The sequence below is a fragment of the Streptomyces sp. ATCC 21386 genome, assembly GCF_018728545.1.
In the GTDB taxonomy this organism is placed as follows: Bacteria; Actinomycetota; Actinomycetes; order Streptomycetales; family Streptomycetaceae; genus Streptomyces.
Genome location: NZ_JAAVVL010000001.1, coordinates 2,136,598 through 2,151,015 on the forward strand (window position 1 = coordinate 2,136,598; position 14,418 = coordinate 2,151,015).

Annotated in this window: 15 protein-coding genes; 6 read left to right on the plus strand and 9 right to left on the minus strand. The window is 70.5% G+C overall.

What is annotated here, in order from left to right:
• From GWK25_RS09295 to GWK25_RS09320, 7 genes are all read right to left on the minus strand, one after another.
• A partial coding sequence (locus GWK25_RS09295; RefSeq protein ID WP_251829615.1) for a cysteine dioxygenase occupies window positions 1-495 on the minus strand: 495 nt, incomplete at its 3' end.
• A gap of 35 nt (window positions 496-530) precedes the next feature.
• Window positions 531-578 carry a hypothetical protein gene (locus tag GWK25_RS44705; RefSeq protein ID WP_309506048.1) on the minus strand — a complete coding sequence of 16 codons (48 nt, stop codon included), beginning with the start codon at window positions 576-578 and terminating at the stop codon, window positions 531-533.
• A gap of 142 nt (window positions 579-720) precedes the next feature.
• Window positions 721-2,412 (minus strand): FAD-dependent monooxygenase, encoded by a 1,692-nt coding sequence (locus GWK25_RS09300; RefSeq protein WP_215449312.1) that lies wholly within the window; start codon window positions 2,410-2,412, stop codon window positions 721-723.
• A 198-nt stretch (window positions 2,413-2,610) separates the two neighbouring features.
• Complete coding sequence (locus tag GWK25_RS09305; protein ID WP_215449313.1) at window positions 2,611-3,534, minus strand: amino acid ABC transporter permease; 924 nt, start codon at window positions 3,532-3,534, stop codon at window positions 2,611-2,613.
• The gene (locus GWK25_RS09310) at window positions 3,531-4,208 is read right to left on the minus strand and encodes an amino acid ABC transporter permease (protein ID WP_215449314.1); all 678 of its coding nucleotides are present in this window, start codon (window positions 4,206-4,208) and stop codon (window positions 3,531-3,533) included. The genes GWK25_RS09305 and GWK25_RS09310 overlap by 4 nt, the downstream gene beginning before the upstream one ends.
• Before the next feature lie 119 nt (window positions 4,209-4,327).
• On the minus strand, window positions 4,328-5,182 hold the full coding sequence (locus GWK25_RS09315) for a glutamate ABC transporter substrate-binding protein (protein WP_215449315.1): 855 nt from the start codon (window positions 5,180-5,182) through the stop codon (window positions 4,328-4,330).
• Between the two features lie 82 nt (window positions 5,183-5,264).
• Entirely contained in the window at window positions 5,265-6,041 is a 777-nt protein-coding gene (locus GWK25_RS09320) for an amino acid ABC transporter ATP-binding protein (protein WP_086756243.1), read from the minus strand.
• Between the two features lie 319 nt (window positions 6,042-6,360).
• Between GWK25_RS09320 and GWK25_RS09325 the strand changes: the two genes are divergently transcribed.
• Both GWK25_RS09325 and GWK25_RS09330 read left to right on the plus strand, forming a co-directional pair.
• Window positions 6,361-7,047 carry a response regulator transcription factor gene (locus GWK25_RS09325; RefSeq protein ID WP_215449316.1) on the plus strand — a complete coding sequence of 229 codons (687 nt, stop codon included), beginning with the start codon at window positions 6,361-6,363 and terminating at the stop codon, window positions 7,045-7,047.
• Between the two features lie 9 nt (window positions 7,048-7,056).
• The gene (locus GWK25_RS09330; protein ID WP_215449317.1) at window positions 7,057-8,469 is read left to right on the plus strand and encodes a HAMP domain-containing sensor histidine kinase; all 1,413 of its coding nucleotides are present in this window, start codon (window positions 7,057-7,059) and stop codon (window positions 8,467-8,469) included.
• A gap of 79 nt (window positions 8,470-8,548) precedes the next feature.
• On the opposite strand, the gene GWK25_RS09335 is transcribed toward GWK25_RS09330, so the two are convergent.
• Both GWK25_RS09335 and GWK25_RS09340 read right to left on the minus strand, forming a co-directional pair.
• Window positions 8,549-9,547, minus strand: a complete 999-nt coding sequence (locus GWK25_RS09335) for a TAXI family TRAP transporter solute-binding subunit (RefSeq protein WP_215449318.1) — start codon at window positions 9,545-9,547, stop codon at window positions 8,549-8,551.
• Between the two features lie 126 nt (window positions 9,548-9,673).
• Window positions 9,674-10,768 carry a peptidoglycan recognition family protein gene (locus GWK25_RS09340; RefSeq protein WP_308404196.1) on the minus strand — a complete coding sequence of 365 codons (1,095 nt, stop codon included), beginning with the start codon at window positions 10,766-10,768 and terminating at the stop codon, window positions 9,674-9,676.
• Window positions 10,769-11,005: 237 nt separating this feature from the next.
• Between GWK25_RS09340 and GWK25_RS09345 the strand changes: the two genes are divergently transcribed.
• The 4 genes from GWK25_RS09345 to GWK25_RS09360 all read left to right on the plus strand — a co-directional run bounded on the left by GWK25_RS09345 (window position 11,006) and on the right by GWK25_RS09360 (window position 14,283).
• Window positions 11,006-11,401, plus strand: a complete 396-nt coding sequence (locus GWK25_RS09345) for a MazG nucleotide pyrophosphohydrolase domain-containing protein (RefSeq protein ID WP_215449320.1) — start codon at window positions 11,006-11,008, stop codon at window positions 11,399-11,401.
• A 197-nt stretch (window positions 11,402-11,598) separates the two neighbouring features.
• Window positions 11,599-11,814: a hypothetical protein gene (locus GWK25_RS09350; protein ID WP_215449321.1), complete on the plus strand. Its 216-nt coding sequence runs from the start codon at window positions 11,599-11,601 to the stop codon at window positions 11,812-11,814.
• A 53-nt stretch (window positions 11,815-11,867) separates the two neighbouring features.
• Window positions 11,868-13,394 (plus strand): tRNA (N6-isopentenyl adenosine(37)-C2)-methylthiotransferase MiaB, encoded by a 1,527-nt coding sequence (gene miaB, locus GWK25_RS09355; protein WP_215449322.1) that lies wholly within the window; start codon window positions 11,868-11,870, stop codon window positions 13,392-13,394.
• Window positions 13,395-13,575: 181 nt separating this feature from the next.
• Complete coding sequence (locus tag GWK25_RS09360; protein ID WP_215449323.1) at window positions 13,576-14,283, plus strand: class III extradiol dioxygenase subunit B-like domain-containing protein; 708 nt, start codon at window positions 13,576-13,578, stop codon at window positions 14,281-14,283.
• Window positions 14,284-14,418 lie beyond the last annotated feature (135 nt).

The window sequence follows — 14,418 nt, forward strand, 5'->3', positions numbered from 1 at the left end:
GTCGAGTCTCGTGGGCTCGGAGAGGTGTATAAGAGACAGGTTGAGCACCTCGTGGACGTGGTGACGTCCGAAGGAGCGCCCCTTGCCGGCGGGCAACTGCCGCTCGCGGTCGACGCCTTCGGTGAGTTCGAGGGTCTTCCAGCCGTCGGTGGGCAGCCGGGCGGCGAGTGAGTACTCCTTGAGTTCGCCGGCGGCGGTGACGAAGGCACCCACCGAGTCGGCGTGGTCGTGCCAACCGGTTCCCGTGCCGGGCGGCCAGCCGATGAGCCAGGCCTCGCTGCCGCCGGGGCCTTCGAGTCGAACCCAGGTACGGCCCTCGGGGTCGAGTGGGAGGGACGCGATCAGCTCGGCGTCGGCGGCGGTCCGGCGCGCGAAGGCGAGCAGTTCCGCCTGCGTGGGGGCGGAGGAGGTCGGAGCGGAAGAGAGGGGAACAACGGGGGACACAGACACGGGTACCGTCCTGAAGTGCGTTCGCTCGGGAGCGCGCGGCCGCATACGGCCGGCACGCGCGAAAGAAGAGGGATGCGAAGTCAGCAGGACGGACGACACACGCAGCCCGCATAGCGGACGAGGTCCATATGGACCCTCCGCCACAGGCGCGTAGAGGTGTCGGTCACGGACCGGAGTAGACCATGACCGGGAGGGACGGTCAACTCATCGTCACTATATGGACACACAGTGACGGAGGTCGGCGACGGGGCCGGAACTGACGGGGGCGTCTCAACGTGTGCTCGTGGTCGCGTCGCTGGTCTCGGGCTGTTGCCTCGCCCCGCCCAGCGTCGCCTCCGCGGCCGCGTACAGGTCGGCTGGGCGCACCCCGCTCAGGGCGGTGACGAGGTAGCCGTCGGGGCGGACGAGGAGGACGGTGTGGGCGGCCGCGCCCGGGTAGGCCTCGGCGACCAGCAACTCGGCGGGCCGCGGCAGGGCGGAGACGGCGGCGGCGAGCCGGGGCATGATCCCGGCGCTCATCCAGTGCTTGCGCTCCCACACCCCGGTGCCGGGCGCGATCAGCACGACCAGCAACGCCCCGCGGCCGAGCCGGTCCCGCAGCGGGACGAAGGAGCCGTCCTCCGCCGTCACCTCCACATCCACGACCTGGGTGCCCGGCAGCGTGTCGACCGGAGTCTCCCCGGCGGCGGGTGGAGGCATGAGCGGTGAATCGGAGTACGCCCCCGGCGCACCCAGGGCCCCGCGCCCCAGGTGGCCGTCGGCCAGCAGTGCGTCGTGGCCCCGGGCCGAGCCGGGGACGTACGACCGCAGCCCCTTGCCGCCGCGCAGCAGCGGCAGCACCTGGTCGGCGGCGCGCAGCCGGGCGGCGACGACCGCGCGCCGCTCCGTCTGGTAGCTGTCGAGCAGGGTCTCGTGCGGGCCGTGGTGCCAGGCCAGTGCCAGTTTCCAGGCGAGGTTGTCGGCGTCCCGCAGTCCCTCGTCGAGACCCTGGGTGCCGAGGGCCCCGAGCAGGTGCGCGGCGTCGCCGGCGAGGAAGACCCGGCCCACGCGCCAGCGCCGGGCGAGCCGGTGGTGCACGGTGTGGACACCGGTGTCCAGCAGGTCGTACGGCGGTGTCGAGCCGCCCGTCCAGCCGGCGAGGGTCTCGCGGACGCGGGCCACGAGCAGTTCGGGCGTCACGAGGTCCTTGCCCGGTGGCAGGAGCCAGTCGAGACGCCAGAGGCCTTCGGTGAGGGGCCGTGCGGTGATCTCCCCGCCGGACGGGCCCGCCGTGCGCCAGGGTGGCATGCGGTGCAGCAACGCTTCGCCCGGCCAGGGGAGTTCCGCGCGCAGTGCCGCCACCGCGTGCCGTTCCACCGCCGTACGGCCGGGGAAACGGATGTCCTGGAGCTTGCGGACCGTCGAGCGGGGACCGTCGCACCCCACCAGGTAACTGCCGCGCCACCAGGTGCTCTTGGGGCCGCGGGTGTGAGCCGTGACGCCGGACCTCTCCTGTTCGAGCGCGTCGAGCCGGCTCTCCACGACGACCTTGACGAGCCGTTCACCGGCGATGGCCTCGCGCAGGGCCGCGGTCAGGACGTGCTGGGCGATGTGGAGCGGGGGGAGATCGGCGGAACCCTCCACGACGGCGTCGGGACCGCCGCGCCCAGCCTTCGCGACCTCGCGGGGAGGGAGGCCTGCCTCCTCGAAGTCGGGCTCACCGAATCGGACCTGACGCATCACCTGCTTGCGCCGCATGGATCGCCATCCGGCCCAGCGGAAGCCGAGCCGGGAGAGGGGGGCGCCGGACAACCGTTCCAGCAGTGCGGCCGTGTCCTCGTTCAGGACCACCGTCCGTGCCGGCCGCTGCTCGTCCTTCCCCGGTCCCTCGTCGAGGACCACGGACGGCACGTCCTGGCGCGCCAGCGCGAGGGCGAGCGTGAGCCCCACGGGCCCCGCGCCGACGACGATCACCGGATCCACGGCGCGGCGCCCCCTGCCCGACGTGACGTCCCGGCGGACGTGGGTGAACAGGAAGTTGGAGCAGGGTGCACGATCACAGAACGTATGCAACCCATTGCCGGTGCTTGCGTCAAGTGACGGAGGGCAGTGGCGATCATGCCACTGCCCTCCGGGGAGCGAATCGGGGGACATCCTGGGCGGACGTCACCTGATCGGTCGTCAGGTGTCCTTCTTCTCGACGTAGGTGCCGAGGCCGGGCAGACCGCCGCCCTCCCCACCAGTGGCCGTCGTGCCCCCGACCGCCGCGGCCGGGATGACCGCTCCGGTCGACTTCTTGCCCCGGCGCAGCCGCTGCTCCAGCCAGCTCGCGAAGCTGGTGATGATGAAGTTCAGGACGATGTAGATGATCGCAACCACGATGAAGCTGGGGACGACATTGGCGTAGAACGCCGCCAACGTCTGGCGCGAGTTGAGCAGTTCCGTGAACCCCAGCATCACGCCGCCGAGCGCGGTGTCCTTCACGATGACCACGAGCTGGCTGACGATGGCCGGCAGCATCACCGTGACGGCCTGCGGCAGCAGGATGGTGGACATCGTCTGGCCCTTGCGCAGACCGATCGCCTGGGCGGCCTCGGTCTGGCCCTTGGGAAGGGCCAGGATGCCTGCCCGTACGACCTCGGCGAGGACCGAGGCGTTGTAGAGCACCAGACCGGTGACGACCGCGTAGAACGGCCGGTCCTCGCTGCTGATGTCCGTGGAGCGGACGTACACCTCGTTGGCGAACAACATCAGCAGCAGCACGGGGATGGCGCGGAAGAACTCGACCACGGTGCCGGCCACGCCCCGGACCCACCGGTGGTCCGAGAGGCGGGCGATGCCGAACAGCGCGCCCAGCGGGAGGGCAATCACCATGGCAAGGCCAGCGGCTTTGAGTGTGTTGGCGAGACCGGGCAGCAGATAGGTGTTCCAGGCCTCGGACGTGGTGAACGGTTCCCAGAGTTTCCACTCCAGTTGGTTCTTGTCGTCCATGGTCCGCCACACCCACCATGTGAGCAGGGCGAGCAGGACGACGAAGACCACCGTCAGGATCGCATTGCGCCGCTTGGCCCGGGGGCCGGGGGCGTCGTAGAGGACGGAACTCATCGCTTCACCGCCAGTCGCTTGCTCAGCCAGCCGAGGATCAGGCCGGTGGGCAGGGTCAGTACCACGAACCCGAAGGCGAAGATCGCGCCGATGAGCAGCGTCTGTGCCTCCTTCTCGATCATGCCCTTCATCAGGTAGGCGGCCTCGGCCACACCGATCGCGGCTGCCACGGTCGTGTTCTTCGTGAGCGCGATCAGCACGTTGGCCAGCGGGCCGATGACCGCGCGGAACGCCTGCGGCAGCACGATGAGGCTGAGGACCTGCGTGAAGCTCAGCCCGATCGCGCGGGCTGCCTCGGCTTGACCGACGGGCACGGTGTTGATGCCGGAACGCAGTGCCTCACAGACGAAGGCGGCGGTGTAGGCGACGAACCCGAGGATGGCGAGTCGGAAGCCCTGCAACTTGAAGTCGTCGGGCGCGCCCATCGTCATGCCGAAGATGTCGGCGAGACCGAGCGAGGTGAAGACGATGATGACCGTCAGCGGGATGTTCCGCACGAGGTTCACATAGGCGGTGCCGAAGCCGCGCATCAGGGGCACGGGGCTGACGCGCATAGCGGCCAGCACGGTCCCCCAGATCAGAGAGCCGATAGCTGAGAAGACGGTGAGCTTGACCGTCATCCAGAATGCGCCCAAGAAGCTTGGGTCGTCATAGTTTGAAAGGAAGTCGAACACTGTCTCCCGCGCTTCCGGGTGTGTGGCGTACGAGGCAGGCGCAGCGCGCCGCCGCTCCACCACGCTCTGCGGCGGGCGGCGGCGCGACTACGAGTCCCGCGCTGGGTGCGGGTACCCGCTTACTTGACGATGTCGCCGATCTTCGGGGCGGGCTCGTTCTTGTAGTCGGCCGGGCCGAAGTTCTCCTTGACCGCGGTCTCCCAGGCGCCGTCGCTGACCATCTTCTCCAGGGCGGCGTTGATCTTGTCGACCGTCGCGGTGTCGCCCTTCTTGACGCCGATGCCGTAGTTCTCGTTGCTGAGCTTCAGGCCGGCGAGCTTGAACTGGCCCTTGTAGTTCTCCTGCGAGGCGAAGCCCGCGAGGATGGAGTCGTCGGTGGTGACCGCGTCCACGGCGCCGCTCTGGAGACCGGCGATGCACTCCGAGTAGCCGCTGTACTCCTTGAGCTGAGCGTCCGGGGCGATGTCCTTCTTGACGTTCTCCGCCGAGGTGGAACCGGTCACCGAGCAGAGCTTCTTGCCGTTGAGGTCGGTGCCCTTGGAGATGTCGGAGTCGGCCTTGACCAGCAGGTCCTGGTGGGCCAGCAGGTACGGGCCTGCGAAGTCGACGAGCTTCGCGCGCTCATCGTTGATCGAGTAGGTGGCCGCGATGAACTTCACGTCGCCGCGGGCGAGCGCGTTCTCACGGTCGGCGCTCTTGGTCTCGACGAACTCGATCTGATCGGGCTCGTAGCCGAGCTCCTTGGCAACGTAGGTAGCCACGTCGACGTCGAAGCCGGTGAACTTGCCGTCCGACTCCTTCAGACCGAGGCCCGGCTGGTCGTACTTGATGCCGATCTTGATCTTGCCGCCGCCGCTCGAACCGGAGTCGGAGCCGTTGTCGTTGCCGTTGCTGTCGTCGCCGCCGCAGGCCGTGGCGGTCAGGGCGAGGACGAGGGCGGTGGCTGCTGCGGCGGAGGCCTTGCGGAGCTTCATGGTGAACATCCTTTTTGTGGTGAAGAGATGCGGACCGTCATGGTGCGGGTGCCGGGGGCCGAATGGGGCGTCGGCAGGGCCGTCAGTGGTGCAGGATCTTCGACAGGAAGTCCTTGGCCCGGTCGCTGCGGGGGTTGCTGAAGAACTGGTCCGGCACAGCCTCTTCGACGATGCGGCCGTCCGCCATGAACACCACCCGGTTGGCGGCCGAACGGGCGAAGCCCATCTCGTGCGTGACCACGACCATCGTCATGCCGTCCCGGGCCAGCTGCTGCATGACCTCCAGGACCTCGTTGATCATCTCGGGGTCGAGCGCCGAGGTCGGCTCGTCGAAGAGCATGACCTTGGGGTCCATGGCCAGCGCCCGAGCGATCGCGACACGCTGCTGCTGACCGCCCGAGAGCTGCGCGGGGTACTTGTCCGCCTGGGTTCCCACACCGACCCGGTCGAGCAGGTTCCGCGCCTTCTCCTCAGCCTGCTTCTTGTCGGCCTTGCGGACCTTGAGCTGTCCCAGCATCACGTTCTCGAGCACGGTCTTGTGCGCGAAGAGATTGAACGACTGGAACACCATGCCGACGTCCGCCCGCAGTCGTGCGAGCGCCTTGCCCTCGGCGGGCAGCGGCTTGCCGTCGATCGTGATGTCGCCGGAGTCGATCGACTCCAGCCGGTTGATGGTGCGGCACAAGGTGGACTTGCCGGACCCGGAGGGTCCGATCACCACGACGACCTCGCCCCTGGTGATCGTCAGATCGATGTCCTGGAGTACGTGCAACGCGCCGAAGTGCTTGTTGACGCTTTTCAGGACGACCAGGTCGTCGGCCGCGGGCACCGCGTCCTTGACCACCGAAACTTCGGTCATCGCTTTGGGCTCCGTCTTCCTCGGTTTCGGAGGACAGTAGTGACCGGCGACGACCAGCGTCATTACATCTGAGCGAGAATTGAGCATAACGATCTGGTAGCCGGACGGACACTGCACGTGACGAGTCCGCGCGGGGCGTTTCGGCTGGATAACGGAACCCGCGCGGAACTCCTCCGGCCTTGACGGCGTCCTCACTCATCAGTGTGACTGCCAAGGAGCCGATACGCGCGTGCCCGGGATGCGCGTCCGCGTAATGTGTGCCAGCCGAGACGCACACATGACCGAAACGCATGACCCACCGAACAGGAAAGGGGCCGGAATGAGGCTGCTCCTCGTCGAGGACGACAACCACGTCGCCGCCGCCCTGTCTGCGGTCCTGGCCCGGCACGGCTTCGACGTCACGCACGCCCGCAGTGGCGAGGAGGCGCTCCAGGCGCTCGTCCCCGAGGGCAACGGCTTCGGGGTCGTCCTGCTCGACCTCGGCCTGCCCGACCAGGACGGCTACGAGGTCTGCGGCAAGATCCGCAAGCGCACCAGCACCCCGGTGATCATGGTGACGGCCCGCTCCGACGTACGGTCCCGGATCCACGGCCTCAACCTCGGCGCCGACGACTACGTGGTCAAGCCGTACGACACCGGCGAACTGCTCGCCCGGATCCATGCCGTCGCCCGTCGCCGGGCCCCCGACGAGACCGCGTCGTCCGGCGACAGCGGACTGCGGCTCGGGTCCGTGCTCATCGAGCTGCCCACCCGGCAGGTCAGCGTGGACGGCTCGGTCGTCCAGCTGACCCGCAAGGAGTTCGACCTGCTCGCGCTGCTGGCCCAGCGGCCCGGGGTCGTCTTCCGCCGGGAACAGATCATCAGCGAGGTGTGGCGGACCAGTTGGGAAGGGACCGGCCGCACCCTCGAAGTGCATGTCGCCTCCCTGCGGTCCAAGCTGCGGATGCCTGCCCTCATCGAGACGGTGCGCGGGGTCGGCTACCGGCTGGTCGCCCCGACGCCGTAGCGTGCCCGCGTGCGCACTCGTCTTCTTCCGCTGCTCATCGTCCTGATGGCCGCCGTGCTGCTGGCCCTCGGCATTCCGCTGGCGGTGAGCCTCGCGGCGGCGCGGCAGCAGGAGGTGGTCGTCGACCGCATCGACGACACGGCGCGGTTCGCGGCCCTCGCCCAGTTCGTCACCGAGCGCCCGAGCGGATCCCGGGTGGACACCACCGACGGCCGCGGCGAGACCCTCCAGCGGGAGCTGGAGCAGTACTACCGGGTGTACGGCATCAAGGCCGGTGTCTTCTACCGCGAGAAGAGCCAGCCGGCCATGGCCAACGCCCCTCTGGAGTGGGGCCGCCCCACCGAGGGGGAGGGGCTCGCCGCCTTCGAGGAGGCGCTGCTGGGACGCCGTCCGCACGACCCGCAGCAGGTGTGGCCCTGGCAGGAGGGCCGGCTCGTCGTCGCGTCCCCCGTCATCCACGACGGTGACGTCGTCGCGGCCGTCGTCACCGACTCGCCCACCGACCAGATGCGCTCCAAGATCCTGCGCGGCTGGCTGATCATCGGCGCGGGCGAGATCGCCGCGATGCTCCTCGCCGTCGGTGCCGCGCTGCGGCTGACGGGCTGGGTCCTCAAGCCCGTACGCGTCCTCGACGTCACCACCCACGCCATCGCCTCCGGACGCCTCAAGTCACGGGTCGCGGTCGCCAGCGGGCCGCCCGAACTCCGGCGGCTGGCACGGTCGTTCAACGAGATGGCCGACAACGTCGAGGACGTGTTGGAGCAACAGCGTGCCTTCGTCGCCGACGCCTCGCACCAACTCCGCAATCCGCTGGCCGCGTTGCTGCTCCGCATCGACCTGCTCGCGCTCGAACTGCCCGAGGGCAACGAGGAGATCGCCTCCGTGCGCACCGAGGGCAAACGGCTCGCCTCGGTCCTCGACGATCTGCTCGACCTGGCGCTCGCCGAGCACGCGGATTCCGATCTGCGGCTCATCGACGTGGGTGAGCTGACCGCCGAGCGCGTCGCGTCCTGGTCGCCGCTGGCCGACGACAGGGGGGTGTCGTTGGTCGGCACCTGCCCGGCCACCACCGCCTGGGCCGATCCCATCGCCCTGTCCAGCGCCCTGGACGCGGTGATCGACAACGCGCTGAAGTTCACCCCCGCCGGGGAGCGTGTCGAGGTGCGGGTCGCCTCCAACGGCGAGACGTCCACGGTCGTGGTCACCGACGGCGGGCCCGGCCTCAGCGACGAGGAGCTGGAACGCGTCGGCGACCGTTTCTGGCGGAGCACCGCGCACCAGAACATCAAGGGCTCGGGTCTGGGGCTCTCCATCTCCCGGGCGCTGATCGCGGCGGGCGGCGGCTCCATCGCCTACGCCCACCACGAGCCGCACGGGCTGCGGGTCACGGTGACGGTGCCCCGGTCGCGCCCGCCGGCCTGAGGACCGGGCAGGGCCGGGGCCGGGCAGGGCCCGAGCCGGGCAGGGCTGGGCGGGCTGGGCGGGGCCGGAGTGCCGGAGGCTACGGCTTCACCGAGCGGTAGTACGCTCTCGCGCCCTGGTGCAGTCGCAGAGGGTCGGTGTAGATCGCGGTGCGCAGATCCACCACCTGGGCGGCGTGCACGTGCTGGCCGATGTTGTCCCGGCTCTTGAGGACGACGCGGGTCAGCCACTCGGTGAGCCGGGGGTCCATGTCGGCGCGGGTGATGAGCAGGTTCGCCACGGTGAGGGTGGGCACCGAGTCCTCGAGGATGGTCGGATAGGCGTCGGCGGGCATCACGGACGCCCGGTAGTGGCTGAAGACGCCGCCCTGGTCGTGCAGATCGGTCACCAGGTCGCTGCGGATCGGGACGAACCGGAAGGCGTACTTCTCCTTCTCCGCGAGGTCCGTCAGCCCCTTCGTGGGCAGGCCGCCCGACCAGAAGAACGCGTCGATCCTTCCGGTGCGCAGGGCCTCGGGGCTGGTGCCGATCGTGTCGCGCCGCGCGTCGATGTCCTTGTCGATGTCCAGCCCGTCCGCCTTCAGCAGACGTTCGGCGATCAGCCGTACGCCGGAGCCCTCGGGACCCACGGCGACCCGCTTGCCCTTCAGCTCCGACACGTTCTGGATGGTCGAGTCGGCGGGGACCACCAGCTGCACGTAGTCGTCGTAGAGCCGTGCCACCCCGCGCAGCTTGTCGGCGCCGGGCTGGTCCTCGTCGATGTATGTCTGGACGGCGTCGGCCGCTGCGATCGCGAAGTCGGCCTGCCCGGTGGCGACCCGGCGGACGTTCGTCTGGGAACCGTTGCTCGGCATGAGCTGGACCCGCAGCCCCGGCATGTCCCCGGCGATCGCGTTCCGCAGCCGGCTGCCGTACTCCTGGTAGACGCCCCGCTCGGCTCCCGTGGTCACCGTGATCGTCCCGCTCGGGGGCTCCTCGCGCGGCCACAGCCACCACGCGAGCAGCCCGAGGACCACCAACGAAGCCACCGAGCCCAGCAGCGCGTGCCGCCTGCCGACGCGTGGGAGTACCTGGACCATGCGACGAGATCCTGCCAGGTCACCGGGCGGGCAGGCCAGGGTCGGACCCATCCGGTGCGAGCTCGTGACCTCGGCGACGCCGGACCCGCACGGGGCGGGCCCGGCGGCCGGGGGCACGGAACGCGGTCAGCGGCCGGTGGCCACCGCCGTGCGCAGGCGCTCCAGCTCTGCGTACATCACCTCTCCCGGGCACTCCGTCGCCATCCAGTCCCGGTGGCCGCTGATCTCCGCGACCTCCTTCTGGGTGCCGTTGACCGGGTTGGTGTAAGTCACGCGGGCCTGCGGGTCGACGCCGTGCTGGCGGACCAGGACCTTCACGAGGCGGGTCAGCGCGGCGCGGGCGGCCTCCTTGGGGCCCTGTTCGGTGAAGGTGCCCAGCAGGGCGATGCCGAGGTTGCCGGAGTTGAAGCCGCCGACGTGGAAGGCGGTCACCACCTTGCCGTCGGCGTCGTGTGCGGGCAGGCCGTCGTCGCCGGAGTAGCGGCCCTCGTAGATGCGGCCCTCCTCGTCGATGAGGAAGTGGTAGCCGATGTCGCCCCAGTCGTTGGTGACGGCGTGCAGCTGGTAGATCGCGCGGACCGTGGCGGCGGGGTCCGGGTCGTCGTTGGCCATGGCCGTGTGGTGCACGGTGATCGTCTGGAACGGGTAGAACGCGGTGGGCGAGTTCTCCGTGCCGTCCGCCTTGAACCGCAGCGACTCGTCGGCGCCCCAGGCGGCCCGCGTGAGGTACTGAACACCCCGGACCCGCGTCGGGTCGGACGGTACGGCGACCTTGCGGTCCGGGCCGTGCAGGGTGTCGAGCGCGAGCGAGCGCAGGCCCGTGGCGCCGTCGGGGGCTCTCAGCTCGTATCCGGCGGCCTGGTCGGCCGCGATCAGCACACCGCCCCCGTTGGCGACCGAGCAGCCGCCGTCGCCGAGCGAGCGCCACGCGCCCTGCCCGCCGTCGGCGTCCGTCAGCCGGATGCCGCCGCCGGTGGCCTCGTCGGTGCCGCCCCAGCGCACGCCCACGTAGCCGATGGGGAAGGCCGCCTCGACGGGCGCCTCGCCGGTGGCGGCCTCGCTGCGCGTCCTCGGGAAGGTCTCGGTCGTGGTGCCGGGCTCGGTGTCCTCGGCCTTGGTGTCAGCGCCGCCGGAGTCGCCGGTCGTGGCCATCACGGTCGGCGTGATCACGGCGCCGGCCGCGACCGCGCCGGCCGCGCCGATCACCGCACGGCGGGTCACCCGGGACCTGGCCCGATGGCTGGAGGAAGTGGGGGGAACGCTCACAATGGGTCCTCAATCGCTCGGGGTGGTACGTGAAGACACAACGGAGGGTACGGAGTGGAGTCATCCGTTCCGCCGCCGCCCCCTGTGCTGACGTAACGTCAAAGATCCGTGACGCACCGGAACTTGGTCGTCATGACCGTACGAGTCGGACAGAACTGTCGGTGTGGGGCGGCCGGTCGGTAGGGTCGGCGGATGAGTTCCTCTCCTGCTCGACTGGTCCGTGAGTTCCACCGGGCCTTCGGTCTCGACGCCCGTACCGCCCCCACCGAGGTCTCGCCCGAGCTGGCCGCCCACCGGGGGGAGTTGTTGGCCGAGGAGGCAGCCGAGGTCGCGGAGGTGGCGGTCGACGGTCCGCTCGACCGGCTGGCCCACGAACTGGCCGACGTGGTGTACGTGGCGTACGGCACCGCCCTCGTCCACGGCATCGACCTGGACGAGGTGATCGCCGAGATCCACCGCTCGAACATGACCAAGCTGGGCCCCGACGGACGGGTCGCCCGCCGGGCCGACGGCAAGGTGCTCAAGGGGGACCACTACCAGGCACCCGACGTGTCCTCGGTGCTGCGGAAGCAGGGCTGGGCCGGCTGAGCCCGCCGGCCGGACGACCCCGGCCGGTGATGTTCGGACACGGCCGTCGGACGCCGGGAGACGGTCGTGCGGATGCTCAGAAGCGGCCGGACACGGACGCGTCGTCCGAACCGTTCGCGACGGCGGCGACGGTGTAGAGGTCGCGCCCCGCGTCGCGTCCGCCCTGGGCGTGGTCGTACTGGGCCTTGAAGACATAGGTGCCGGGGTCAGGGGGTCCAGGTCCCGGTGCTCTTCACGCTGCCGGTCTGGATGATCCGGACGACGACCTTGAGCTGATCGGCTTCGTCGGGGCCCGTCTCGCCCACGCCCACCTGCGGGGCCGCAAGCCCGGCCGGGGCCTCACCGTCGACCAGCGCACCGGCGAGCTGATCAACGTGCAGATCCCGGAGACCGTGCTCGACACGGAGCACTGAGACCGCGGCGCCTGGGGACGAGGGCTCCCCGGGCGCTGCCTTAGGCTTACGGAGTGACCAACAGCAGCGACCGGAGTCAGGCAGTGGGCGTCAAGACATACGAAGTGCGTACTTATGGATGTCAGATGAACGTCCATGACTCCGAACGCCTGTCCGGTCTGTTGGAGGACGCCGGCTACGTCCGCGCGCCCGAGGACGCGGGGGAGGGCAACGCCGACGTCGTCGTCTTCAACACCTGCGCCGTCCGCGAGAACGCCGACAACCGCCTCTACGGCAACCTCGGCCGCCTCGCCCCGATGAAGACCGCCCGCCCCGGCATGCAGATCGCCGTCGGCGGCTGCCTGGCCCAGAAGGACCGGGACACCATCGTCAAGAAGGCGCCCTGGGTCGACGTCGTCTTCGGCACGCACAACATCGGCAAGCTGCCCGTCCTGCTGGAGCGCGCCCGCGTCCAGGACGAGGCCCAGGTCGAGATCGCCGAGTCCCTGGAGGCCTTCCCCTCCACCCTGCCGACCCGCCGCGAGAGCGCCTACGCCGCCTGGGTCTCGATCTCCGTCGGCTGCAACAACACCTGCACCTTCTGCATCGTCCCGGCCCTGCGCGGCAAGGAGAAGGACCGCCGCACCGGCGACATCCTGGCCGAGATCGAGGCCCTGGTCGGCGAGGGCGTCTCCGAGATCACCCTGCTCGGCCAGAACGTGAACGCGTACGGCTCCGACATCGGCGACCGCGAGGCCTTCAGCAAGCTGCTGCGGGCCTGCGGGCGGATCGAGGGCCTGGAGCGCGTCCGTTTCACCTCTCCGCACCCCCGCGACTTCACCGACGACGTCATCGCGGCCATGGCCGAGACGCCGAACGTGATGCCGCAGCTGCACATGCCGCTCCAGTCGGGCTCGGACACGGTCCTGAAGGCCATGCGCCGCTCCTACCGTCAGGAGCGCTACCTGGGAATCATCGAGAAGGTCCGCGCGTCCATCCCGCACGCGGCCATCACCACCGACATCATCGTGGGCTTCCCCGGCGAGACCGAGGAGGACTTCGAGCAGACCATGCACGTGGTCCGCGAGGCCCGCTTCACCCAGGCGTTCACCTTCCAGTACTCCAAGCGCCCCGGCACCCCGGCCGCCACCATGGAGGACCAGATCCCCAAGGCGGTCGTCCAGAAGCGCTACGAGCGCCTCGTCGCCCTCCAGGAAGAGATCTCCTGGGAGGAGAACAAGAAGCAGGTCGGCCGCACCCTGGAGCTGATGGTCGCCGAGGGCGAGGGCCGCAAGGACGGCGCCACGCACCGGCTCTCCGGCCGCGCCCCCGACAACCGCCTGGTCCACTTCACCAAGCCGGACCAGGAGGTCCGCCCCGGCGACGTGGTGACCGTCGAGATCACCTACGCCGCGCCGCACCACCTGCTGGCCGAGGGCGCGGTCCTGGACGTACGGCGGACCCGGTCGGGCGACGCCTGGGAGAAGCGGCAGGCCCTTCCGGCGGAGAAGGCGGGCGGCGTGATGCTGGGGCTGCCGAAGATCGGGATTCCGGAGCCGCTGCCGGCGGCTGCCACCGGTGGGTGCGGGGTTTCTCAGTAGAGGGGTTCCTCAAGAGCAGAGGGGTTGCTCAGGCCGGGTTCTTCGGCGGCGGCGTTCTTCGGTGGCGGGTTCAGCTCGGTCCTGACGGTTGTGCGCGGGCTGCCGGTGCGTGGGGGTTGTTCGCGCAGTTCCCCGAGCCCCTGAGGGGGCACCCCTGGCCGCGGAAGTTACCCTGCGCCTCATGCTTGTCGTCGCCGCCGTCTGCCCCTGTCCGCCCCTGCTCGTGCCCGAGGTGGCCGCCGGGGCCGCGCCCGAGCTGGACGCGGCGCGGGACGCGTGCGCGGACGCGCTCGGAGTGCTCGCCGCCGCCCGCCCGGACCGGCTGGTGGTCGTGGGCCCCGCCGGGCGCGACGCGTCGTATCCGGAAGGCTCGGGCGGCTCGTTCCGGGGCTTCGGCGTGGACGTGGACGTCCGTCTCGGGCGCGAGGGGAACGGCGGCACGACGGCCCGGCTGCCCGCCTCGCTCGCCGTCGCCGCCTGGCTGCTCGACCGCACGGGCTGGGCCGATGCCCCGCTGGAAGGGCTGGGGGTGGCGGAACCGACCGCCGTCGAGCGGTGTACCCAAGTAGGACGGCAGGTCGCCGGCGCTGCCGAGCGGGTGGCTCTGCTGGTGATGGGCGACGCCAGCGCGTGCCGCACGCTCAAGGCCCCCGGGTACCTGGACGACCGGGCGGCCGACTTCGACGCGGGGGTCGCGCGTGCGCTCGCAGACGCCGACATCGAGGCGCTGAGGACGCTGGACGCCGGACTGGCCCGCGAGCTGCGGGCCTCCGGGCGCGCCCCCTGGCAGATCCTCGCGGGCGCCGCCGAGGGCGCGGGCCTGGCAGGCAGCCTGCTCTACGAGGACGCCCCGTACGGCGTGGGGTACCTGGTCGCCGCCTGGTCGTAGACGGGGCGACGCGCCGCCCGGTCGCGGGGTGGGCCGGACACGGCGGACGGCCGGGAGCGCGAGGCTCCGCGGCCGTCCGACGAGGGGTGTGTGTCAGGAAGCCGGAGGCGGGGGTGTGGCGCCGCCGCCCGGGGT

Excerpts from the sequence above, each read along its gene's own strand:
- GWK25_RS09335 (WP_215449318.1), bottom strand. The coding sequence starts at position 9,547 with ATGGTCCAGGTACTCCCACGCGTCGGCAGGCGGCACGCGCTGCTGGGC.
- GWK25_RS09305 (WP_215449313.1), bottom strand. The coding sequence starts at position 3,534 with ATGAGTTCCGTCCTCTACGACGCCCCCGGCCCCCGGGCCAAGCGGCGC.
- GWK25_RS09315 (WP_215449315.1), bottom strand. The coding sequence starts at position 5,182 with ATGAAGCTCCGCAAGGCCTCCGCCGCAGCAGCCACCGCCCTCGTCCTC.
- GWK25_RS09325 (WP_215449316.1), top strand. The coding sequence starts at position 6,361 with ATGAGGCTGCTCCTCGTCGAGGACGACAACCACGTCGCCGCCGCCCTG.
- GWK25_RS09320 (WP_086756243.1), bottom strand. The coding sequence starts at position 6,041 with ATGACCGAAGTTTCGGTGGTCAAGGACGCGGTGCCCGCGGCCGACGAC.
- GWK25_RS09360 (WP_215449323.1), top strand. The coding sequence starts at position 13,576 with ATGCTTGTCGTCGCCGCCGTCTGCCCCTGTCCGCCCCTGCTCGTGCCC.
- GWK25_RS09345 (WP_215449320.1), top strand. The coding sequence starts at position 11,006 with ATGAGTTCCTCTCCTGCTCGACTGGTCCGTGAGTTCCACCGGGCCTTC.